Below are 21,951 nucleotides of genomic sequence, written 5' to 3'. Positions count from 1 at the left end.
ATCGATGAATGCGTATATATAAATAATTTCATGTTAATGAATAACTTAGGAAGTTAAATATTTATCGTATTTTCAAAGGGGTTTTGTGATTATCCATTTTGAACAAATTGCATCTATGTCATTTTTTAGATACAAATGTTCATGTTTATAAGAAACAAAAGAATTTAACACATTTTGACACATGCCATCCAAAAGCATTTGTGATTTTACTAACTTATCATCAATCTATAATTTTTTTATTTTTACTTTGTGTCCAATAATTCATCAATATCGATACTTAAATGAATATTTATGAACTCTGTGTTTATTTTTAAGTTTTTCACTAAATTTATTTCCGTTAGAACCCCTGATACAATAGTGAAAAATCAATAAGGAGGAGTTAATCATCATTCATTTAAAGTGTCCGATTTGCGGTAATTTATTCTTCAATCAAATCAAATGTAAGTACTGTCGTCTTATCACTGCTCAACTAAAAAGAGATCTAAAAAAATCATATAAACGATTTACAAATTCCTTTGATAGAAACGTCCGCCACATGAGTCGGTTTGGTGATGAAAGATTCCTACCACTACTAGCTTTTATTTGTGCGATTGTGACCGTTGTTATTATCGATTTAATCCTGGTATTAATATCTTATATTCCATAAAAAAAGAGGGTCAGCTTATACTGACTCTCTTTTGCGTTTCCATAATACGACTGGTTTTAAAATTAGTGGAGCTAAGATTGTTGTCACAACTATTACAGCAATCAATGTTGAATAATAGCTAGTTGAAATAAAATGACTGCCCAATCCAGCTTGTGCGATAACAATTCCGACTTCTCCTCGACTAATCATCCCTGCCCCGATTTCCACGGAGTTTGCTAAGTCGATTCGGCTAAGTTTGGCACCGATAAAGGCACCTAAGAACTTAGTAACCACCGCTAGCACAGTTAGGATTATAAACATCAATAAGTGCTTGTAGATTCCGTTAACTTGCATATCAACACCAATACTTACAAAGAAGATTGGAATTGGCAGCAATGTTCCTAGGCTCTTTAACCTAGACATTAGTACCTTTTTAAACTTAGTCTGACTGATGATTAGGCCAGCGAAGAAAGCACCTGTGACGGCACTTAATCTGACCATTTCGGCAGTTCCAGCTAAGAATAGGCACAATAGGAATGAATATACCCCTGCCTTAGCAGGATCAACATCCAAAATGTTGATTAATAAAGTTACAATCTTATAGCAAAGCCATAAGAATAAGAAAAATACAATTTGTAAAATAATTAGGAATAATGCATCTGAATCACCGTGGCCACGGCCCACTCCTAAAATAGGAATAGAGACACTTAGCAAGACGATTGAAATAATATCATCGGCTACGGCTGCGGCTAAAATCGTAATTCCAGCTGCGGATTTCAATTCATGCATTTCTTCTAAGACGGCAACTGAGATGGACACTGATGTTGCCGCGAACACGATTCCGATAAAGGCACTTTCAATAATCGAAAGTTGGAAGTATCTACAGATTAGATAAATTGATCCGACCGGAAACACTACCCCAAACAGTGCCACGATGACACCTGGACCAAAATACTTCTTCAATCTGTCGATATCACAAGTTAGACCGGCACCAAACATCAATAGTGCAGCCCCCAATGAAGCTAGTGCAATTACAATATCCTGTCGGTGAATCAATCCTAGTACGGATGGGCCAAGAATGACACCACCCATGATTTGTCCGACTACCTCTGGAATGTGAATTTTAGAAGCAATCATTCCAAAAAATTTCGCAAATGTAATCATTAAAAACAATGCGATTAAATAATCCAAATAAATCCTTCTCCCCGAATAAAACAATTCTGTTTATTTTAAAACAATATGGTAGTACTATTTATAAATAACTTATGTATAACTTATTACTTTAGAGAAAGGGAGTCAACATTATCGACGCACCTCACCCCGCCCGATTCGGTGAAAAAATATCAACGGCATTCTTCTTAACCTCCATCGGTGGTTGTCTTGATGCCTATACTTACATCGAACATGGTGGAATATTTGCAAGTACCCAAACAGGGAATTTAATTTTGTCCGCATTAGCGTTGACACAATTCGATTATGGTCACTTTTTAGAAAGAATTTTACCGGTGATTGCATTTTCAATCGGAATTCTATTAGCTAATTGGATTCACCATAATCTAGATAAACATAAACTAAACTACTGGAAGGTCTATATTTTGGCCATTGAAATTGCAGTCTGTACAATTGTGGGCTTTTTGAAATACAACGTCCCACAATTAATGATCACGACTTCAATGTCTTTAACCACGGCCCTTCAGCTTTCAACATTTAATACAATGTCTGGATTGGGATACTCCAATATGTTTAGTACTGGAAACCTTCAAAAAACAATGAATAACCTATTCTTGTATTTGGAAACTAAAAAACACGAATTCAAAACCAAGTTACTTTACTACGGTGGCCTGGTTTTAAGTTTTCTATGCGGAGCTTTTGAGGCCAGCATCCTATCACTTTTCTTCCATACTAAGACCATCTGGGTTGTCGGTTTGGAACTAATCATCATTTTAGTATTCCAAATTCGCTGCATCCTAATCTATCGACACGAAAACCAACTATAAAAGAGTAAATTTCAAATTTACTCTTTTTTTACGTTTAATTTACTTAAAAACAACATCGCACTGCTAATCTGTAGTTACTAAAGCAGAGGAGGGGTTGGATGTTAAAAAAACACAAATACCTTTTATTACTATCGACATTTCTATTCATGGGTCAATCGGCACTATCACCAAAGTTTACATCGCACGCTAGCAGTGAAACCAAGGCTAAGCAATACAATTACAATTTCTCTTACAAATCCGTTTTAGACCACCTAAAGAATGATAAGAGTATGCAATCCAAGCTTGATGCGATTAATCAAGCAATCTTGTATAACTACTGGCACAAACCTAATTTCGGCACAACACAAAAGGTTGGTGTGACCAGCTCCTCTAACAATGACGAACTAATCTCGTTGTTTGAAAAGGCCCTAAAAATCAGCCCCAATAACGTCCAATACCTACTGGGATTGGCTTCCATCTACCAGTTAAACGGAAATCCAAAGGAAGCTCAATTGGTATTAAACAGAATCAGAAATATCAATCCGAGTAACTATCAGGCATTACTCCAATTAGCGATGAATAATGAACTATTCAAACAACCAAAAAAATTCAATTCTTCACTTCAAAAACTAAATCGTTTGAACAGCACTAAAACCGATCAAATCAAAAAGGTCACTCAATTAATCACAAAATCATTGGATATGAAGTTAAACCAAACCGTTAAAAGCACTAATAAAGATGGTAAAAGTGACTACATTGTCATCTTAGGATTTGTCCTAGATAGCAATGGAAAACCACAAAAGACGCTGGTTCAACGACTAGAGAAAGGATTGGCGCTAGCTAAACAACAACCAAAGGCCAAAATAATCGTCTCCGGTGGTGAACTTCCAGCTGAACCAAAGGTTGAATCCAAGGTTATGAAGAACTGGTTGATTCAGCACGGCGTGGAAAGTGATCGTATCATCACCGAACAAGGTTCACTCGACACCGTCGGCAACGCTTTAAACGTAACTCAGATATTGAACAATCACCACGCCAAACACGCAACAATTGTCTCCAGCGCATCTCATATGCGTCGAGCATATACACTGTTTGAGACCGCCAAACTGGTTTCAAACGGGAAATACAGTCTTTCTCAACTAGTATCTGTCGATGATCCGAACGCCCTAAACGCATTAAAACAAACTGATCCAGCGGTAAATAAAATCCTCTTAGATTCATTAAGAACCAGTGGCTATTGGTTAATTCCAAACATCCAACGATAAAAAGAGACCAGTAATGGTCTCTTTTTATATAATTGTTAACACATTAACCCGAATTAATTCTCGACTTTCCTTTAAGATAAAGGCTTTATCGTATTTATCTGGATAAAAAATATATAGTTCGATGAACTTAATCAAAACCGTCGCAATCACGGCTGAAATGATTTCAATTCGTTTCGTGGTAACCAAAGGATTAATTTTGGTCAGTGTCTTTTGATTTATTCGTTCAAAGAAATCACTAGCCTGCACCCTAAATTCATCATCATGATTGAATAAAAAGGCCACAATATTTTGTTTATCCTTTACTATATCCAATATTTTCGATACAAACTTACCTTCCAACAAATCTGCTCGTAAGGCAGATTCTTTTTTTGCTAAAAATAAGTTTTGTTGGATGATGATTTCCTGAAAAATCATCTGTTTTTGATCATCGAAAATAGCATACTTGTCGTAATAATGTTGGTAAAAAGTCCCTCTGGAAATCCCGGCTAATTCAGCTATTTGTTTTACAGTTACTTCCTTGATTCCATATTTTGAGACCAACTCCATAAATGCATTAATTATCTGTTTTCTAGTTTTATCCCGCTTGTTTTGGTACATCCAATCACCCTTTTTGAAAATTGAACACATGTAATATTTTGTAAATTGAATTGGTTAAATTATACCCTAATATTAAATATATCAACAAAATATTGGAGGTATATTTATGCAAAACACAAACCAATTATTTCAAAATGGAACTGGTGCAATCGTAGTCCCCGGACTTTTCGACGGAACCCTATCAATCAAGGAACTCCTATCACACGGTGATACCGGAATCGGCAGCGGTGATGGTCTAGACGGTGAACTAATCATTATTGATGGCAACCCTTACAAGATAGACGGTGATGGTAATGTCTCCATCGTTTCAGATGATTTCACCATGCCTTTTGGTAATGCCCACTTCGCCGATTTCCAAGACTTTAAGGTCAAAGATAATCTATCAATCAATGAATTAAACGATGCGATTTTTAACAAGTCCAAACTACAAAATACTCAATTCGCAATTAAGTTCCACGGGACTTTTCAATCTGTTAAGCTGAGATCCGTATACAAACAAAGTAAGCCATATCCTAATCTAATTAAGACAGCTGAAAGTGAACATATCTTTAACGGCGAAAACGTCACTGGAACCATCATCGGATACTATAATCCATCTCCATTTAGTCAAATTGCTGTGTATGGTTTTCATATGCACTTCATCGCAGATGATTTATCAATTGGTGGACACTTAAGCGACTTTCGTAATTTTAACGGTGAATTCGGCATTCAAAAATTTAACCAATTCATCCTGCAACTACCTACCGATAACAAAGAATTCTTGGAACACGATTTTTCCAAGGATGATATCGAAGGTGCCATCAATCAAACTGAAAGATAATCCCAAAAAGAACTTTTTCAATAAAGTTCTTTTTTTGTGTTTTTCATTCGGATTTCACTTATTAAACGTTAGTATATCAATACTTTGGGCACGATACGTAAGCATTCAATTTGAACATTTTTAGACAAAATTCCAAAAATGTTCGACGAAAAAAGGCGAAATCGCTCATCACTACGTATTATGAGAAAATTAAATTATTATAATCATTCAGTACGCACTATTCAAATTGACATTCAAGAATGTTTTTACACTATATATGCGTGTTAACATTATTTCAGACACAAGTTATAGTGTATATTTTAAGGATAGGACTGATATAATGTTTGATAAAACTTTTGCTCATTTAAACGTTATAAAGAATTCTGGTGACAAGACCAAATTCTATAAATACAAAATTGATTTTGTACTAAATCAATTGGGTATTAGTAAAGAAGATAACAAACGTTTCTTTGAACGTTTGAACCTATTTACTAAGGATCAAGAAGAAATTACTTCAAGTCATATTCATGACTTCATCATTCAATTTCTTGAAGAAAATGATTTCTTAGATGCTAAAGAGCAATACTTAAAATATGAAAAAAAAGACATTGAAAAATTCAAAAGAGCAACCGATGTAAAGGCTCGTATCGACCAACTATTCAACCGTTATGACCGTGTTGTTCACGAAAATGCCAACAAAGATAGTAACGTCTTTAACACCCAACGAGACCTAGAAGCAGGAGCAGCTAGCAAAGCCATTGGACTTCAAATGCTACCTCCACTCGTTGCAAAAGCACACCTTAGAGGTGATATTCACTGGCATGATTTAGACTACTCACCAGCAACTCCTGAAACCAACTGTTGCTTAGTTGATTTTGCAGAAATGTTGAATAACGGTTTTAAAATTGGTAACGCAGAAGTTAAATCACCTCGTTCAATCCAAACTGCAACCGCTCAAGTTTCTCAAATCATCGCAAACGTTGCATCTCTACAATACGGTGGCCTATCATTCGACCGTGCCGATGAAGTATTGGCACCATTCGCCGAAATTAACTACGAAAAACACCTAAAGACCGCTTCTAAATGGGTAGAGGAAGACAAGCGCGAAGAATACGCAAAAGATCGTACCAAAAAAGATATCTTTGATGCGATGCAATCACTAGAATACGAAATTAATACCCTATACTCATCACAAGGTCAAACACCTTTCACCACTGTTAGTTTTGGTCTAGGAACCAATTGGATTGAAAAAGAAATTCAAAAAGATATTCTAAGAATCAGAATTAAAGGACTTGGTAAAGAACGTCGTACCGCAATTTTCCCTAAGCTAATCTATGTATTGAAAAAAGGATTAAATTTAAACCCTAACGACAAAAATTATGACGTCAAAGAATTAGCCATCGAATGTGCTACAAAACGTATGTACCCTGATATTTTGATGTACGACAAGCTTTGTGAAATTACTGGTGATTTTAAAGCACCAATGGGATGTCGATCATTTTTACCTAAGTGGACCGATGAAAACGGCAAAGCCGTCAACGCCGGTCGTATGAATCTAGGTGTTGTGACCGTTAATCTCCCACGTATTGCACTATTATCCAAAGGTAACATGGACTTGTTCTGGCACATTTTTGAAGAAAAACTAGGTATTGTCCACCAAGCAATGGCATACCGTATTGAAAGAACTAAGGAAGCAAAACCAGATAACGCTCCACTACTATACAAGTATGGTGCATTTGGGAAACGACTAAAATCAACTGATAGTGTTGATGAACTTTTCAGAAACGAACGTGCCACGGTATCGCTTGGTTATATCGGACTATACGAAGTAGGCACTGCATTCTTTGGTCCAGATTGGGAATCAAATCAAGAAGCTCATGACTTCACTGTCAGCATCGTCGCTGAATTAAACCGTCTATGCAAGGTTTGGAGTAAGGAAAGTGGATACCACTACAGTCTATACTCCACTCCAGCCGAATCATTAACCGATACATTTGCTCAAGATGATATCGAAAAATTTGGTAAAGTAAAAGACATTACCGACAAGGAATACTACACAAACAGTTTCCATTACGACGTTAGAAAACGTCCTAACCCATTTGAAAAACTAACATTTGAAGAGGCTTATCCCCACTATGCTTCAGCTGGATTCATTCACTACTGTGAATACCCTAACCTAAAGCAAAACCCTAAGGCACTAGAAGCCGTTTGGGACTGGGCATACGACCATGTTGGATACCTAGGTACCAACACTTCAATCGATAAATGCTTCAAGTGTGGTTTCAAGGGTGAATTTGAAGCTACCGCCCGTGGTTTCAAGTGTCCTCAATGTGGAAACCACGATCCTAAGTACTGTGACGTTGTTAAGAGAACTTGTGGTTACTTAGGTAACCCTCAAGCACGTCCAATGGTTCACGGTCGTCACGTTGAAATTTCATCACGTCAAAAGAATATGTCGAAAGGAATGGTAGAAAGTGTCGCACATGAAGAGACAGCCAAACAATCCAAAGCCTAAGGAATGGCTTGCAAAAGACTTAAGCCAACAATATATTGCTGACTATAAGCCATTTAACTTCGTTGATGGTGAGGGAATCCGTTGCAGTATCTATGTTTCTGGTTGCAAGTTCTTATGCCCCGGCTGTTACAATGTCGCCTCACAAAACTTCCATTACGGACAACCTTACTCACAAGATTTAGAAGACCAAATCATCGAAGATATGAAAAAAGATTACGTTCAAGGTCTTACCCTATTGGGTGGAGAACCTTTCTTGAATACGCAAGTTTGCCTTCGTTTATGCAAACGAGTTAGAGAAGAATTCGGCCACACCAAGGACATCTGGTCATGGTCAGGTTACACATTCGATGAATTACTAAAAGATTCATATGACAAATTAAAACTACTTTCAATGATCGACATCCTAGTTGATGGTCGTTTCATGGAAGACCAAAAAGATTTAACTCTTCAATTCCGCGGTAGTGCTAACCAAAGAATTATCAATGTGCCAAAGTCACTTGAAGAAAATAAGGTCGTACTTTGGGACAAGTTAGTTCACTAGGAGGATTATTGTGTTAAAAATTGAAAACCTACACGTTAAAATCAATGAAACCGATGAAGAAGTCATCAAGGGACTAAACTTAACCATCCCAGACGGTGAAGTCCATGTCATCATGGGACCCAACGGAACTGGTAAGTCGACTCTTTCTCAGACCATCATGGGTTCACCAAAGTATTCAATTACTGAAGGAACCATTTCATTCGATGGCAAGGAATTAAACGACATGGCAACCGATGAACGTGCCCGTTTGGGTCTCTTCATTGGTATGCAATACCCTACCGAAATCAGTGGGATAAAAAATGTCGACTTCATTCATGCCGCAATGAATGCGGTGGCTGACAAACCAGTATCAGTTTTAGACTTCATGAAACGTTTAGACTACGTCATGGACTTCTTAGATATCGACGAATCATACACCGACAGATACCTTAACGAAGGTTTCTCCGGTGGTGAAAAGAAACGAAACGAAATCCTTCAAATGATGATGATTCAACCCAATCTAGCCATCCTAGATGAAATCGATTCTGGGCTAGATATCGACGCCTTAAAAGTTGTTTCAAAGGGAATCAATCACATGCGAGACGATAACTTCTCTTCACTTATCATCACCCACTACAACCGCATCTTACGTTACGTTAAACCAGATGTCGTTCACGTTATGATGGGTGGTCGCGTCGTTACCAGCGGTGACTATCACCTAGCTGAACAACTAGAACAAAACGGTTACGCCCAATTGCGTGATCAATTAGGCATCGACGTAAAGCTGGTGGATGAATAATGAGTATGTCAGTTCAAGAATTTGCCCAATCACATAACGAACCACAATGGTTAACCGTTAAACGCATTGTCGCAAACGATATGAAAAAGACGATGAAGGTTCCCGCACCACTTCGCAAGTTTCACTTTGAATCTCCTGAACTTAACTCCCGTTCAATAGATACGCAAAACTTAGCACCTAAAAACTTACAGGATTTAGGCATTATCATGATGGACTTGTTCGCCGCTGCAAACGAGTTTCCGGAACTAATCCAAGAAAACTTGATGGAAAAAGCAATTTATTGGCGTGATAACGCATTAAATGCGAACCATCTTGCGTATCTACAAAGTGGTGGGTTTGTTTTCATCCCTAAAGATGTCTGCGTTGATGAATCAATCGACATCTCCGACTTAGTCGATCACAACATGCAGGAAAAACACCTCCTAATTATCGCTGCTTCAGGAAGTGAAGTTTCATTCACCTACAAGGATTCAAAACAACACCCTAAAAACGACCGCCTAATGATTGAAGTATTGCTAGGAGATCACGCCAACGTCTCCTTCTATGACGCTGCAATGACTAATAGCGAAAAATCTCACCGCGTTTTAAATGCTTATTTAGCGCAAAACGCCAACTTAAAGACTTATGTCGGACTATTTAATCATGGTGACAGTCGCTACTACAGCAACATTGACCTCGATGGTATGGGCAGTTCCGCTAGAATTAATCTAGTGAGTCTATCCGATCAAAACCAAAACCAAGTAGTTCAAACCAAAATTATCAATAAAAGTCCCAATACGAGTGGCTTGATATCACAACGTGGTATCGTCGCCGATAAATCCAAGACTGTCTACGATACTACTGGTCAAATTAAGCTGGAAGCTAGCGACTCTGATTCAGATCAAATCAGTCGACTATTGACTTTAAGTCACGAAAGTAAGGGGAAAATTGACCCAATTCTTTTAATCGACAATCACGATGTGGTTGCCGGTCACGCTGCGAGTGTTGGTAAAGTTAACCCCGAACAGCTATACTATTTAAAAACAAGAGGAATTGACACCAAGACCGCCCGTTTCCTATTAACCCGCGGATTCTTGACACCTTTAATTGAAAAATTCCCCGACAAATCAGTTCAAGAACACCTATTAAATAACTTAGAGGAGCGTATTCATGGATAGTCTAAACATTCGTCATCACTTTCCCATCTTCAAAGAGCATTCAGATATGATTTACTTTGACAACGCTGCAACGACTCAAAAGCCAAAGTACGTCATTGACGCAATCAGTAACTTTTACACTAACCACAATTTCAACGTGCACCGAAGCGTCTACACTGATGCCGGGGAAACGACAGAAATGTTTGAACAATCCAGACAAAACATTGCCTCATTCATTAATGCCAGTAGCGCAAAAGAAATCGTCTTTTCTGCTGGTACCACCGATAGCATTAACTTAATCGCTAACGGATATTATGCAAAGCACATAAAATATGGTGACGAGATTGTGGTTTCAATCGCAGAACACCACAGTAACCTCCTTCCATGGCAAAAGATTGCGAAAAATAACGGCGCAACTTTGAAATTCATTCCGCTAAATGAAGATGCCAACCTCGACTTAAATGCCGCTAAACAAATCATTTCCGACAAAACCAAATTAGTGGCAGTCACTGCCGTTTCCAATGTCTTAGGAAACATCAATCCCATTGATCAACTAACCACATTGGCTCATGAACACGGCGCTGACATCCTAGTCGACGGTGCGCAAGCTGCTCCCGAATTACCAATCGATGTGCAAGAAACACCAATTGACTGGTTAGCCTTTTCCGGACACAAGATGATGGCACCAACCGGAATCGGGGTTTTATACGGTAAACAAGATTTACTAGAAAACATGGATAGTCCCCGTGTCGGCGGCGAGATGATTGAATCAGTATCAACTACCGACTACAAGGTCAAAGACATTCCATACAGACTAGAAGCCGGCACCCCAAATATTGAGGGTGTCATCGGTTTAGACGCCGCAATTTCTTATCTAAAAGAACTTAAAATGACTAACGTGCAGGCACAATGTGAAAAACTAGGTCAATACCTATACGACCAACTTAATGCATTAGACAGTGTTTCAGTATACGGACCAACTAAACGTCAAACTGGAATCGTCTCTTTTAACGTCGACAATATTCACCCACACGACGCTGCAACCTTCCTTGACTCTAAGAATATCGACGTCAGAGCTGGTCAACACTGTGCCGAACCACTAACCCACAAACTGGGAGTCAACGCGACATTACGTGCTAGTCTCTACATTTACAACACGATTGAAGAATGCAACCGACTAGTCGACTGTATTAACGAAATGAAGGAATTTTTCAATGGATCTAAGTAACATTTATCAACGCATCATCATGCAAAAAGCCAGTGAATGCCCTAACAATAATCAGTTTGATTCAGACGTCCATCTAACTAATCCCACCTGTGGTGATGACATTATGATGGCTGCTGATGCAAAGCAACCCAACGTAGAAAACCTACAAGTGGCATGCGATGGCTGCATTATTTGTAAGGGTGCTACTCAGATGATGTTAGAAGCAATTCAAGATAAATCCGCTGATCAAATCAATGAACTCGTTTTAAATATGTCCAAAATGATGACACACGAAGATTTTAACGAAGAACTGTTAGGTGATTTAGTCGCCTTTCAATCTGTCGTGCACCTACCAATTCGCATTAAATGTGCCATGCTTCCCTTCAAAGCAATTTATCAATTAATTAACGGAGATGATATCAATCGATAAATCAATCCAACACTTAAATGATGATTATCAATACGGTTTTAAAGACAACGTTAAACCCGTCTTTTCAACCGGTGATGGCCTAACTGAAGATATCGTCCGCGAAATCTCAGCACAAAAACATGAACCCAAATGGATGTTAGATATTCGTTTGAATGCTTTTAAAATCTTCCAAAAACTACCCATGCCTGACTTTGGTCCCGACCTATCTGATCTCGACTTAAGCAAAATCAGATACTTCCAAAGAGCGACCGATTCAGTATCACGTAGTTGGGATGATGTTCCAGAAGATATTAAGAACACCTTTGAAAAAATCGGGGTGCCAGAAGCAGAACGTAAATACCTAGCTGGTGCCGAAGCTCAATACGAATCAGAAGCTGTTTACGCCAACATCAAAAAAGAATTCGCCGACATGGGAATCATCTTTTCCGATACCGATACAGCATTAAAAGAACACCCTGATTTAGTGAAGGAATACTTCGGTAAACTAGTAACACCTCAAATGAACAAATTCGCTGCGCTAAACACAGCGGTTTGGTCTGGTGGTGTCTTCTTGTACGTTCCAAAGGGTGTCCATGCCAAGATTCCAATTCAGGCATTCTTTAGAATCAATGCCGGTCGAACCGGTCAATTCGAAAGAACCCTCATCATAGTTGATGAAGATGCCAGTGTGAACTACGTTGAAGGTTGTACCGCCCCTAACTACTCAGAAGATAGTTTGCATGCAGCCGACGTCGAAGTCTTCGTGAAGAAGAACGCCTTTTGTCGTTACACCACCATTCAAAACTGGTCCGACAATGTTTACAGTTTGGAAACCAAACGTGCTTCCGCAGATGAAAATGCCACAATGGAATGGGTCGACGGAAACCTAGGATCCAAGGTCACCATGAAGTACCCAAGTATCGATTTGAATGGTCCCTACGCCAACGGAACAATGCTATCAATCGCATTTGCCAGCGGTGACATTTACCAAGATACCGGATGCATCATGAGGCACCATGCTCCTCACACTTCATCCAACGTGGTATCAAAATCAATCTGTAAAGATGGTGGGATTTGTAACTACCGTGGAACAATCCGTATGATTGAAGATGCTCACTACTCTAAGTCACACATTGAATGCGACACGATCATCATGGATGATGACTCAATGAGTGACACCATTCCGCACAATGACATTTACAACGGTGATTCAGAAATCGAACACGAAGCCAAGGTTTCAAAGATTTCAGAAACCGACCTATACTACTTAATGAGCCGTGGCTTATCCGAAGCTCAGGCTACTAAGATGATTATCATGGGATTCATTGAACCCTTCTCAAACCAACTTCCAATGGAATACGCGATGGAATTAAATAAATTAATTGATTACCAAATGGAAGATTCCGTTGGTTAAAACTAGCGCCCCTAGAGCTTTTCTAGGGGCGCTTTTGTTTCATGTGAAACAAATTTAGATATTTCATTTGACTAATTAAAGATTTAGTTTATACTTAATGTAATATTTTATAACATATAACTATTTTAGGAGATGTTTTTATGCGTATCGAAAAAGATTGTGTTGGTAAACTAGAAGTTCCTGATGATGCTTTGTATGGTATCCACTCCCTTAGAGCCGCAGGGAATTTCCCGATTACAGAAGAGAAAGTTGACCCGCTTTTGATCGAAAGTTACATTCAGATTAAAAAAGCCTCAATCACCGCAAATTACGGTGCAAAAGCGACTGATGTTATAAAATATAACACAGTCGTAGATGCTTGCGACTACTTACTTGAGCACCCCTCACCAGAGAGTTTTATCACTCCAGCAATCCAAGGTGGGGCCGGAACTTCCACAAATATGAACGTAAATGAAGTAATTGCCAATGTCGCAATGAAATTACACCCTGATGTCTTCATTCATCCAAACGATGATGTTAACCAGGCACAATCTACTAACGATACCTACCCAACAGCTGGTAAACTAGCAATGATTAAACGTTTACCAAAATTAACCAGCGAAATTAATCGATTAATCGAAATCCTAGATGAACTATCCAAGAAATTCCAGTTCACCATTAAACTAGGTCGAACCCAACTTCAGGATGCCGTTCCTACTACCTATGGAAAAACATTCCATGCTTACGCTTCATTATTCCGTCGTGATTTGAAACGAATCAACAGCGCTGAAAATGAACTAAAGGCCGTCAGCATGGGTGGAACTGCCATCGGTACTGGTACTAACACCACTAAGTACTACCGTGATCACATCGTGGACGAAATTAACAAGATTACCGGTTTCGATCTAAAACAGGATGAAGATTTAATCGACGCTGTTCAAAACACAGATCACTTCGTCGCATTCTCCTCTAGTTTAAAAACATTGGCCGTTGACTTATCCAAGTTCAGTAACGACTTACGTCTACTTGGTAGCGGTCCACAATCTGGTTTGAATGAATTAATCCTACCAAAACGCCAAGCCGGTTCATCAATCATGCCTAACAAGGTTAACCCTGTTATCCCAGAAGTTGTGAACCAGGTTGCCTTTGAAGTAATCGGTTTTGACGCCACCGTCACTGCCGCTTCAGAAGCCGGTCAATTGGAACTAAATGCCTTTGAACCAATCATGTTCAAGAGCATCCTAACCGCCGAAGTTCACTTGGCACGCGCAATCGAAACATTGGTTGACCACTGTCTAGACGGTATCGACGTCAATGTTAAACAGTGTCTAGATGACGTTCGTAAATCAGCCGTAACCGCCACAGTCCTATCTCCTATCTTGGGTTACAACAAGACCACCGAACTAATCAAGACAGCCACCAAGGAAAACAAGACTGTACCAAACCTACTAATTCAAAACCATATTTTATCTCCTGAAAAAGTTAAACAACTATTCTCCCCAGAATATCTAGTTAACGGTGAAAGCTAATAAAAAAAGAGCTCGAATAGAGCTCTTTTTTATTTTAGTTTTACAAGCAACCCTGAGACATTTAAAATAAAGTCAGGAGTTGAATACAAATGCAAAAAACTACTAAAGGCGTGTTAGCTGCCATCAGTCTTTTGATGACTGTCTACATGCTAATTATCACCATCAAAGATATTTCAGACTTATACGTAACTGATTTTTCACTAACACTATTATGGTTAATCACCATTTTGACATTTGTTGAAATCATTTTATTTTTCTGGAAAAACAATTGGATGATCCCCGCAGTAATCGGCATCATCGTATTTATCTTAGGAATCATTCTAGTCGCAAACGGGACACTTGGTTTTACCATCATTTTGATTAATTTAATCATTTCAGTCCTATTAAGCGTATATAGTTTATATAACTAAAAAAAGAGCTCATAATGAGCTCTTTTTATATTGCTTTTTTCATTAAAATATCTCTTTGTTTATCGGAACCAACAACAAAGATGTGTTCAGAGAAAGGCGTAAATCCTTTTACTTGATAGAAACCAATCGCGTTTGTATTGTTTTCCCAAACGCCAAGCCAAATAAAGCTCTTATCCGCTTCTTTAGCAGCATTAATCGCGTAGTTCATAAATTGAGATCCTAAGCCGCGACGTTTAAAATTCTTTCTGATGTAAATTCTTTCAACTTCTAAATAGTCACTGCCCATATCTTCAGATTGAGCTTCATCAATATTAATCTTTAGGTAACCAGCCAATTCATTATCAACGTAGATAAACTCGAAATCAGTTTTATCATCGCTAATTTCCTTCTTTAGCTGATCAATTCCATAATTGTTCTCAAACATTTCTTCTAAATCTTGCTGACTGTTATCATCACCAAAAGTATCTTTGAAAGTTTCAATACTAATTTGACGAAGTTCGTAAACATCAGATAATTTAACTTTCTTCATTTCAATCATAATAACGCCTCCTAGTAGTCTCTTTTCTCACCACGTTTGACTTTTTGCCAATCTTTTACGACATTGTCTTTGGCTTTATCTAATAATTGATTAAATAATTTTCTTTCGGATGCGCTAAAACCATTAAGAGCAACTTCATTAGAATACTTATTCTCCCTATCTACAATGTCATACATTTCTTTTCCTTTTTCAGTCAGGTATAAGAGCTGATTTTTTCTATTATTTACACTAATTTCTTTTCTTATTAACTGTGCTTTTACTAAATTGTTAACGGACCTGCTACCAGTTGTCTTATCAACACAAATCATTTCACATAGTTGTTGTAAAATAATCCCAGGATTTTCGCCTATACGGACTAAATATAGATATTGCCCCTTTGATAATTCATATTCCTTAAACTCTATATTACTAATTGAATCCAAAGACCTTGCTATCACACCTATTTTCCTTAATGAATCCATACAAGCACCTCCGTTTTTTGTTGCAAATGCAACTATATCACAATTACATATTATTTTCCAACAAAAAAAGAGCTCATAATGAGCTCTTTTTTGTTTCTTTAATTAACGGGGTACACAGCCTCTTCTCCGTTAACAATCTTGATAGCATCTCTCGTTGAGAATAACGCCATATTGTAGACCGCAATGTCGGTAAAGAAGGCAATATGTGGAGTAACAATTACGTTATCCATCGCAATTAAAGCTTTTAAGTTGTCATTGTCGTATCCCTTGTCACCAAGGTCGACACTGGTAATTCCAGCTTCACCATCAAACACATCAATTCCTGCTGCACCGATTTCACCGGCTTCTAGGGCAGCAACCAACGCGTCAGTATCAACAACTCCACCACGGGAGGCGTTGATGAAAATAGCATCGTTTTTCATCTTCTTGAATCGATCAAAATTCATAAAACGGTCCATTTCAGGCGTTAATGGTGTGTGTAGGGTTACGACATCAGATTCTGATAATAGGTAGTTTACATCTACGTATTCGACCGTATCAGCCAAATCAGTTCGTTGGACTGGATCGTATGCTAACACACGAGCGCCTAGCGCTCTAAAAATACGTGCGGATGCACTTCCGATGGTACCGGCTCCGATTACTCCAACGGTTAAGTTGTGAATTTCACGGGCTTGCGCACCAGTCCAACTAAAGTCGTTTCGTTCCTCACGCTTGCTGTAATCCTTTAAACGGCGTAATAATGCCATGGTATCAGCTAATACTAATTCACTGACTGAGCGAGGTGAGTACCCAGAAACATTGGTAACTTTTAGGTTGTATTTGTTGGCTAGATCTAAATCAATAATTTCGTATCCGGTACTACGTAACGAAATTTGTTTGATACCATTTTCGGCCAAACGTTTGTATAAATCTTCGCCTTCAAGGTTACCGTGTTGTTGGATAGTAATTGCATCGTAATCCTTGGTCTTATCGACATTATCAAGGGATAGTCCCTCTTCTGTCCAGTCGATTTGGACCTTCAAATCATCAGCAATTTTTGCAAAAGTTTCTACTTCATATGGTTGGGTGTTAAACATTAGTATTTTCATCTAGTTATCCTCCACAAACTTAGCAATGCGTTTCACTGCTTCATTCAAATTGTCTTCACTGGTTGCATAACTTAAACGGAAATACCCCTTTCCAGATTTACCAAACGCACTACCAGGCATTGTTCCAACCTTGGCTTCTCTGGCAACTCGACGACAGAATTCAAAGTCATCGTCGCCAAATTTTTCAGGAATCTTACCAAAGATGTAAAATGCACCAATTGGGTTAGGACTTTCAATTCCTGCATCAGCTAATCCCTGACGTAGTAAGTTACGGCGCTTTTCGTAAACTTTTCTCATTTCAATACCATCATCTTTACCGTTAGTTAAAGCTTCAACGGCGGCGTATTGAACGACACCAGGTAATGATGTGGCAGTGTATTCGTGAATTGAGCGCGCAGTATGGATGATTTCTTCTGGTCCATAAACCAGACCAACTCTCCATCCTGTCATCGCATGTGACTTAGATAGTCCATTGAATACAATTGTGCGTTCAGGAATGAATTTCGCAATTGATTCATGTTCTTGATCGTAAGTTAATTCACTGTAAATTTCGTCGCTAAAACAGACGAGGTCGTGTTTTTCAATCACATCAGCCAAGCCCTTTAATTGTTCTGAAGTGTATGACACTCCAGTTGGGTTGTTTGGTGTATTGATGATGACAATTTTAATTGTTGGGTGTTCCTTAATCGCTGCTTCTAATTTTTCGGGAGTTAGGACAAATCCATCGTCGGATGTATCAACTTCTACCGAATGAGCGCCAAAGAATTCAACATTGTTAAAATATGGAGAAAACGCGGGTGAAGGTACCACAACGCCATCCCCAGGGTTTAGCAATGCTCCAAACGTGATAAATAGCGCTTCGGTAACACCAACAGTGGCGATGAACTGAGTTTCAGAATCGTAATGTAAATCGTATTTATCTGCTAAAAATTTAACGGCAGCATCGCGCAATTCCTTAACGCCACGTGAATCAGTGTAATGACTGTGGTTGTTGTTGATTGCCGCAATTGCTGCCTCCTTAATGTGATCAGGTGTGTTGAAGTCAGGTTCTCCAATTGTTAATGGAATTAAACCTTCAACATCAGAAATTGAATCGCTGAAACCTAATAAGACATCAGGTTTAACGTTACTCATTCTGTCACTAATTTTGTTAATTAATTTAGACATATTAATCAACCTCCCTTTACAAATATTAGAAAATGATTAGAAACATTATCGATATATTATTACGATTATATAGCCAATGTCAAACTAATTATTAATTTTGTATTAGAAAAATGAATTAATTTCATCTAAGTAAATTGACAAAATAAAAAAGAACCCGGTAATCGGGTTCTTTTTAATGTTATTTTTCAACGTATGCTTTGCTGAAGTTCCATTCCAAACCAGTAGCTGAGTGAGTAACGTTTTTGATGTTAGTCTTAACAACTTGTGGTTCTGAGCTTTGGTAGAATGGTACGGCACCTTGATCGTTCATAAGAATCTTTTCGGCCTTAACCATGTCATCCCAACGTTTTGCTGAATTGTTGGCATCGGTAGTTGATGCAGCATTTACATACTTGTCGTATTCAGCATTCTTCCATCTTGCAAAGTTGTATGGGTAGGTACTTGTTAGCAATTGTAGGAATGAGATTGGGTCTGGGTAAGTGGTGCTCCATCCAGTAACTGTGGCGTCGTAATCGTAAGCAATTTGTCTACTCAAACGAGCCTTAGTTGGAATGTTAGTAGCAGTTACCTTCAAACCAGGTAGTTGACTAAATGCTGAACTTTGTAGGAATTCAGTGATTGATTTACCTTCAGAAGTATCATCGAACAAGATGTTGAATGTAAGTGTCTTCTTACCGATTTCTTTCATCCCTTTGTTCCAGTAGTATAGTGCCTTCTTCTTGTTGTAGGTAGCAGCATCCTTAACGTAAGCAGCATCTGCAAAGTCAACACCGTTTCTACTCATCATTCCAGTTGAAACTAATCCCTTAGCTGGGAATGAACCATCACCCATTACGTCGTTAACAAATTGATCTCTGTTAACTACCATTGATAGAGCTTTTCTGATGTTGACGTTCTTAAATGCAGGAATTCTATCTTCGTTAAATTCTAGGTAGTTGTTACGTGCACTGGCTAATTGATGGAATTCAGGAGTGCCCTTGTAATGTTTAACTTGTTCTTTATCAGCTAACATCATTTCATCCAATTGACCTGATTGGTATTCGTTGTAGGCAGTGTTAGCATCTTTTTGAACGCTAATCTTAATCTTTTCTAGTTTAGTACTCTTGGCATCCCAGTAGTTGTCGTTCTTTTCTAGCATCCAAGTATCATTGGTTCCGGTCCAGCCGGTAACCTTAAATGGTCCATCGTAAATTTGATTTTCTGAGTTAGTTCCATACTTGCTACCCTTTGATTCTACGAAAGCTTGGTTTTGAGGTAGGAAATCAGTACCAGCTACTAGGTACTTAAAGTATGGTTGTGGGTTAGATAGTTTATATACTACCGTCTTGTCATTAGGTGCATATACACCTAACTTCTTGTATGACATTTGACCCTTACTAATAGCTTCGTAATTTACGACATGATCGAAATCATATGTATTTTGTGCGGCAGTTTTTGGGTTAACTGTTCTTTGAGCTCCGTAAACAAAGTCCTTGGCAGTTACCTTAGTGCCATTGCTCCATTTAGCGTTATCTCTTAAATGGAATGTGTATGTCTTACCATCTTTTGAAACATCGTAACTCTTGGCAATTCCATAATCTAACTTTCCTTTTTCACCATATGTTAATAATCCTTGTTCTGCATTTAAAGCAGTATTAGCAGTTGATGTATCAACAATCTTTGATGGGTCTAAAGTTGTAATTTCTGCTGTAGACATCCAATTAATTGGCTTGGTAGTTCCGTTATTTGATGTTTCACTTGCTGAGTTAGATTTACCACAGGCAACTAAACCAATGGCCATCATAATCATGGTTGATCCGATAATCATTTTGTTTTTCTTCATAAAATTCATCCCCTAGTCTAAAATTCTTTTCTTCCGCTTACGTACACTTCTTTATCTGTTTGTTGGACTGCTTTGATGTCTTCCATTGGGTTGTCATCAATGATTATGAAATCCGCATATTTATCTTTCTCGATTGAGCCGTATTCATCATCAATTTTCATTAACTCGGCGGCTTTGTAAGAAGTTCTGTACGCTTCAAATTCACTCATTCCGATGCGTTCAACCATCATCTCTAATTCCTTAGGAGTGGTCATATCAAAGTAGTTATAAGGTGTTCCTGCATCAGTACCTAATGCAATGTTGACGCCGTTTTGATAAGCCTTTTTGACATTGGTATATGCATCATCCATTGCGTTAGCCATCTTTTGGTGTTCCCACTTAGGTAATGTTTCCTTACCCTTTTCGGTTACAGATGCTGCGGCGATAATGGTTGGAACAATATATGTGCCACGTTCTTTCATCATTGCGATTTCTTCATCGTCAACGTAAAAACCGTGTTCGATAGAATCTACACCAGCTTCAATGGCGTTTCTGATTCCTGGATTACCTTCAGCGTGAGCTGCGACAATCTTATGTTTGTTATGTGCTTCGTAAACGGCGACCTTCATTTCCTCAATCGTTAATTGAGCTTCGTCCATGAAGTCACCAGGTGACATGACACCTCCAGATGCCATGATCTTGATGCAATCAGCACCAGCTTTTAATCCTTCACGAATCTTCTTTCTCATTTCATCTGGAGAATCAACAACGTTTCCGCCGTTAGCATAATCACCATGTCCACCAGTCATTGTGTAGGCCTTTCCTGAGGCCATCACGTGTGGGACATTATCGATTTTGCCTTCGGTAATTAAACGCTTGATTGGAATATCGATTCCGTATCTAGCACCGCATTGTCTGACGTATGTACAGCCAGATTTTAAGAATGCTCGTAATGCCTTGATGGCATCGACTGTGGTTTCTACAACGTCCTTATCACCTCCAGTGCTAATGTTAGGATCACTGGTGATGTGAGTGTGGGCATTGATTAAACCCGGAGCGACAAACTTATGATTTACATCAATTACTTCATCGTCTGCTGCTGGCGAAATTTCTTGAGCAATTTCAGTAATCTTCCCTGTTTCTACATCGACTGCAAAACTAAAATCTTTAAAGACATCTTCGTGGACTCCATCAAAGATGTTGGCGTTTTTAAAAATTTTTCTATGCATATAAATCTCTCCCAACTTTTTAACAAATAACTAAAAAAACGCCCCTCAGCCAATCGGCCAAGGGACGTTTGTAACGCGGTACCACCCAGATTCAAAATATCTTCACAAATATTTTCTCGCTCGTACTACACAAATTAATGCTTCATACGCGGTACGATAATGGGTACAACCATTTCACCTGGAAAAGTGAACTTATACAATCAAGTCTTTCAATCAGTAGTCGCAATGTCCTTTCAGCAACGACACTCGCTTAGTACGGCTAAAGATCTAATTACCTTCATCAAAAATGTTTTATTAGTTATTTATTTTTTATTTATTGAACATTTCAAATACTAGACTTTGAGTTTAAAAAGGTCAATGATTTTCTAACCATTTTGCCATTTACGTTTTCGATACTAACATTAGATAAAATAATAATAGCTACACAGAAGCGTTTACCACTCTCATTTAATTCTAATAATATAGATCATATTTAAATCTTTTTTAG

Annotated in this window: 20 protein-coding genes; 12 read left to right on the top strand and 8 right to left on the bottom strand. The window is 38.3% G+C overall.

From position 1 onward, the window contains the following. Positions 1-661 precede the first annotated feature (661 nt). Positions 662-1,789: a cation:proton antiporter gene (locus tag RZ78_RS00195; protein ID WP_272946483.1), complete on the bottom strand. Its 1,128-nt coding sequence runs from the start codon at positions 1,787-1,789 to the stop codon at positions 662-664. A 137-nt stretch (positions 1,790-1,926) separates the two neighbouring features. Here RZ78_RS00195 and RZ78_RS00190 point away from each other — a divergent pair, with 137 nt between their 5' ends. After that, on the top strand, positions 1,927-2,622 hold the full coding sequence (locus RZ78_RS00190; RefSeq protein ID WP_081006849.1) for a DUF1275 family protein: 696 nt from the start codon (positions 1,927-1,929) through the stop codon (positions 2,620-2,622). 98 nt (positions 2,623-2,720) lie between these two features. Further along, positions 2,721-3,866, top strand: a complete 1,146-nt coding sequence (locus RZ78_RS00185; RefSeq protein ID WP_054607708.1) for a YdcF family protein — start codon at positions 2,721-2,723, stop codon at positions 3,864-3,866. Positions 3,867-3,890: 24 nt separating this feature from the next. Here the strand turns inward: RZ78_RS00185 and RZ78_RS00180 are convergent, their stop codons facing one another. After that, positions 3,891-4,463, bottom strand: coding sequence for a TetR/AcrR family transcriptional regulator (locus RZ78_RS00180; RefSeq protein ID WP_054607707.1), 573 nt, complete (start codon positions 4,461-4,463; stop codon positions 3,891-3,893). Positions 4,464-4,569: 106 nt separating this feature from the next. On the opposite strand from RZ78_RS00180, the gene budA reads away from it, so the two are divergent. From budA to RZ78_RS00130, 10 genes are all read left to right on the top strand, one after another. After that, a complete protein-coding gene (gene budA, locus RZ78_RS00175) occupies positions 4,570-5,283 on the top strand; it encodes an acetolactate decarboxylase (RefSeq protein ID WP_054607706.1) in 714 nt (237 codons plus the stop codon). Positions 5,284-5,602: 319 nt separating this feature from the next. Beyond that, positions 5,603-7,777: an anaerobic ribonucleoside-triphosphate reductase gene (nrdD, locus tag RZ78_RS00170; protein ID WP_054607705.1), complete on the top strand. Its 2,175-nt coding sequence runs from the start codon at positions 5,603-5,605 to the stop codon at positions 7,775-7,777. Next, positions 7,746-8,318, top strand: coding sequence for an anaerobic ribonucleoside-triphosphate reductase activating protein (gene nrdG, locus RZ78_RS00165; protein ID WP_041152657.1), 573 nt, complete (start codon positions 7,746-7,748; stop codon positions 8,316-8,318). Before nrdD ends, nrdG begins: the two co-directional genes overlap by 32 nt. A gap of 4 nt (positions 8,319-8,322) precedes the next feature. Next, positions 8,323-9,096, top strand: a complete 774-nt coding sequence (sufC, locus tag RZ78_RS00160) for a Fe-S cluster assembly ATPase SufC (RefSeq protein WP_054607704.1) — start codon at positions 8,323-8,325, stop codon at positions 9,094-9,096. After that, positions 9,096-10,253, top strand: coding sequence for a SufD family Fe-S cluster assembly protein (locus RZ78_RS00155; protein ID WP_054607703.1), 1,158 nt, complete (start codon positions 9,096-9,098; stop codon positions 10,251-10,253). The genes sufC and RZ78_RS00155 overlap by 1 nt, the downstream gene beginning before the upstream one ends. Further along, complete coding sequence (locus tag RZ78_RS00150) at positions 10,246-11,460, top strand: aminotransferase class V-fold PLP-dependent enzyme (protein WP_054607702.1); 1,215 nt, start codon at positions 10,246-10,248, stop codon at positions 11,458-11,460. Before RZ78_RS00155 ends, RZ78_RS00150 begins: the two co-directional genes overlap by 8 nt. Next, positions 11,447-11,869 (top strand): Fe-S cluster assembly sulfur transfer protein SufU, encoded by a 423-nt coding sequence (gene sufU, locus RZ78_RS00145; protein WP_054607701.1) that lies wholly within the window; start codon positions 11,447-11,449, stop codon positions 11,867-11,869. Before RZ78_RS00150 ends, sufU begins: the two co-directional genes overlap by 14 nt. Next, entirely contained in the window at positions 11,853-13,262 is a 1,410-nt protein-coding gene (sufB, locus tag RZ78_RS00140; protein WP_054607700.1) for a Fe-S cluster assembly protein SufB, read from the top strand. Before sufU ends, sufB begins: the two co-directional genes overlap by 17 nt. Before the next feature lie 140 nt (positions 13,263-13,402). Further along, positions 13,403-14,770, top strand: coding sequence for an aspartate ammonia-lyase (locus RZ78_RS00135; protein ID WP_054607699.1), 1,368 nt, complete (start codon positions 13,403-13,405; stop codon positions 14,768-14,770). Positions 14,771-14,859: 89 nt separating this feature from the next. Then, the gene (locus RZ78_RS00130; protein ID WP_054607698.1) at positions 14,860-15,180 is read left to right on the top strand and encodes a hypothetical protein; all 321 of its coding nucleotides are present in this window, start codon (positions 14,860-14,862) and stop codon (positions 15,178-15,180) included. A gap of 25 nt (positions 15,181-15,205) precedes the next feature. Here the strand turns inward: RZ78_RS00130 and RZ78_RS00125 are convergent, their stop codons facing one another. From RZ78_RS00125 to RZ78_RS00100, 6 genes are all read right to left on the bottom strand, one after another. Continuing rightward, positions 15,206-15,718: a GNAT family N-acetyltransferase gene (locus RZ78_RS00125; RefSeq protein ID WP_202812706.1), complete on the bottom strand. Its 513-nt coding sequence runs from the start codon at positions 15,716-15,718 to the stop codon at positions 15,206-15,208. Positions 15,719-15,729: 11 nt separating this feature from the next. Next, positions 15,730-16,179, bottom strand: coding sequence for a MarR family winged helix-turn-helix transcriptional regulator (locus tag RZ78_RS00120; protein WP_054607696.1), 450 nt, complete (start codon positions 16,177-16,179; stop codon positions 15,730-15,732). A gap of 98 nt (positions 16,180-16,277) precedes the next feature. Next, on the bottom strand, positions 16,278-17,267 hold the full coding sequence (locus RZ78_RS00115; protein WP_054607695.1) for a D-2-hydroxyacid dehydrogenase: 990 nt from the start codon (positions 17,265-17,267) through the stop codon (positions 16,278-16,280). Continuing rightward, positions 17,268-18,434 carry an aminotransferase class I/II-fold pyridoxal phosphate-dependent enzyme gene (locus RZ78_RS00110; RefSeq protein WP_054607694.1) on the bottom strand — a complete coding sequence of 389 codons (1,167 nt, stop codon included), beginning with the start codon at positions 18,432-18,434 and terminating at the stop codon, positions 17,268-17,270. It abuts the gene before it with no gap. 178 nt (positions 18,435-18,612) lie between these two features. Then, positions 18,613-20,256: a peptide ABC transporter substrate-binding protein gene (locus tag RZ78_RS00105; protein ID WP_054607693.1), complete on the bottom strand. Its 1,644-nt coding sequence runs from the start codon at positions 20,254-20,256 to the stop codon at positions 18,613-18,615. Between the two features lie 17 nt (positions 20,257-20,273). Then, positions 20,274-21,464 (bottom strand): metal-dependent hydrolase family protein, encoded by a 1,191-nt coding sequence (locus RZ78_RS00100; RefSeq protein WP_054607692.1) that lies wholly within the window; start codon positions 21,462-21,464, stop codon positions 20,274-20,276. Between the last annotated feature and the right edge of the window lie 487 nt (positions 21,465-21,951).

The organism is Apilactobacillus kunkeei, assembly GCF_001308195.1.
In the GTDB taxonomy this organism is placed as follows: domain Bacteria; phylum Bacillota; class Bacilli; order Lactobacillales; family Lactobacillaceae; genus Apilactobacillus; species Apilactobacillus kunkeei_C.
This window is presented reverse-complemented; position numbering and strand designations above follow the sequence as displayed.

Excerpts from the sequence above, each read along its gene's own strand:
- RZ78_RS00195 (WP_272946483.1), bottom strand. The coding sequence starts at position 1,789 with ATGATTACATTTGCGAAATTTTTTGGAATGATTGCTTCTAAAATTCAC.
- RZ78_RS00185 (WP_054607708.1), top strand. The coding sequence starts at position 2,721 with ATGTTAAAAAAACACAAATACCTTTTATTACTATCGACATTTCTATTC.
- RZ78_RS00180 (WP_054607707.1), bottom strand. The coding sequence starts at position 4,463 with ATGTACCAAAACAAGCGGGATAAAACTAGAAAACAGATAATTAATGCA.
- budA (WP_054607706.1), top strand. The coding sequence starts at position 4,570 with ATGCAAAACACAAACCAATTATTTCAAAATGGAACTGGTGCAATCGTA.
- nrdD (WP_054607705.1), top strand. The coding sequence starts at position 5,603 with ATGTTTGATAAAACTTTTGCTCATTTAAACGTTATAAAGAATTCTGGT.
- nrdG (WP_041152657.1), top strand. The coding sequence starts at position 7,746 with ATGAAGAGACAGCCAAACAATCCAAAGCCTAAGGAATGGCTTGCAAAA.
- RZ78_RS00155 (WP_054607703.1), top strand. The coding sequence starts at position 9,096 with ATGAGTATGTCAGTTCAAGAATTTGCCCAATCACATAACGAACCACAA.
- RZ78_RS00150 (WP_054607702.1), top strand. The coding sequence starts at position 10,246 with ATGGATAGTCTAAACATTCGTCATCACTTTCCCATCTTCAAAGAGCAT.
- sufU (WP_054607701.1), top strand. The coding sequence starts at position 11,447 with ATGGATCTAAGTAACATTTATCAACGCATCATCATGCAAAAAGCCAGT.
- sufB (WP_054607700.1), top strand. The coding sequence starts at position 11,853 with ATGATATCAATCGATAAATCAATCCAACACTTAAATGATGATTATCAA.
- RZ78_RS00135 (WP_054607699.1), top strand. The coding sequence starts at position 13,403 with ATGCGTATCGAAAAAGATTGTGTTGGTAAACTAGAAGTTCCTGATGAT.
- RZ78_RS00130 (WP_054607698.1), top strand. The coding sequence starts at position 14,860 with ATGCAAAAAACTACTAAAGGCGTGTTAGCTGCCATCAGTCTTTTGATG.
- RZ78_RS00125 (WP_202812706.1), bottom strand. The coding sequence starts at position 15,718 with ATGATTGAAATGAAGAAAGTTAAATTATCTGATGTTTACGAACTTCGT.
- RZ78_RS00120 (WP_054607696.1), bottom strand. The coding sequence starts at position 16,179 with ATGGATTCATTAAGGAAAATAGGTGTGATAGCAAGGTCTTTGGATTCA.
- RZ78_RS00115 (WP_054607695.1), bottom strand. The coding sequence starts at position 17,267 with ATGAAAATACTAATGTTTAACACCCAACCATATGAAGTAGAAACTTTT.
- RZ78_RS00110 (WP_054607694.1), bottom strand. The coding sequence starts at position 18,434 with ATGTCTAAATTAATTAACAAAATTAGTGACAGAATGAGTAACGTTAAA.
- RZ78_RS00105 (WP_054607693.1), bottom strand. The coding sequence starts at position 20,256 with ATGAAGAAAAACAAAATGATTATCGGATCAACCATGATTATGATGGCC.
- RZ78_RS00100 (WP_054607692.1), bottom strand. The coding sequence starts at position 21,464 with ATGCATAGAAAAATTTTTAAAAACGCCAACATCTTTGATGGAGTCCAC.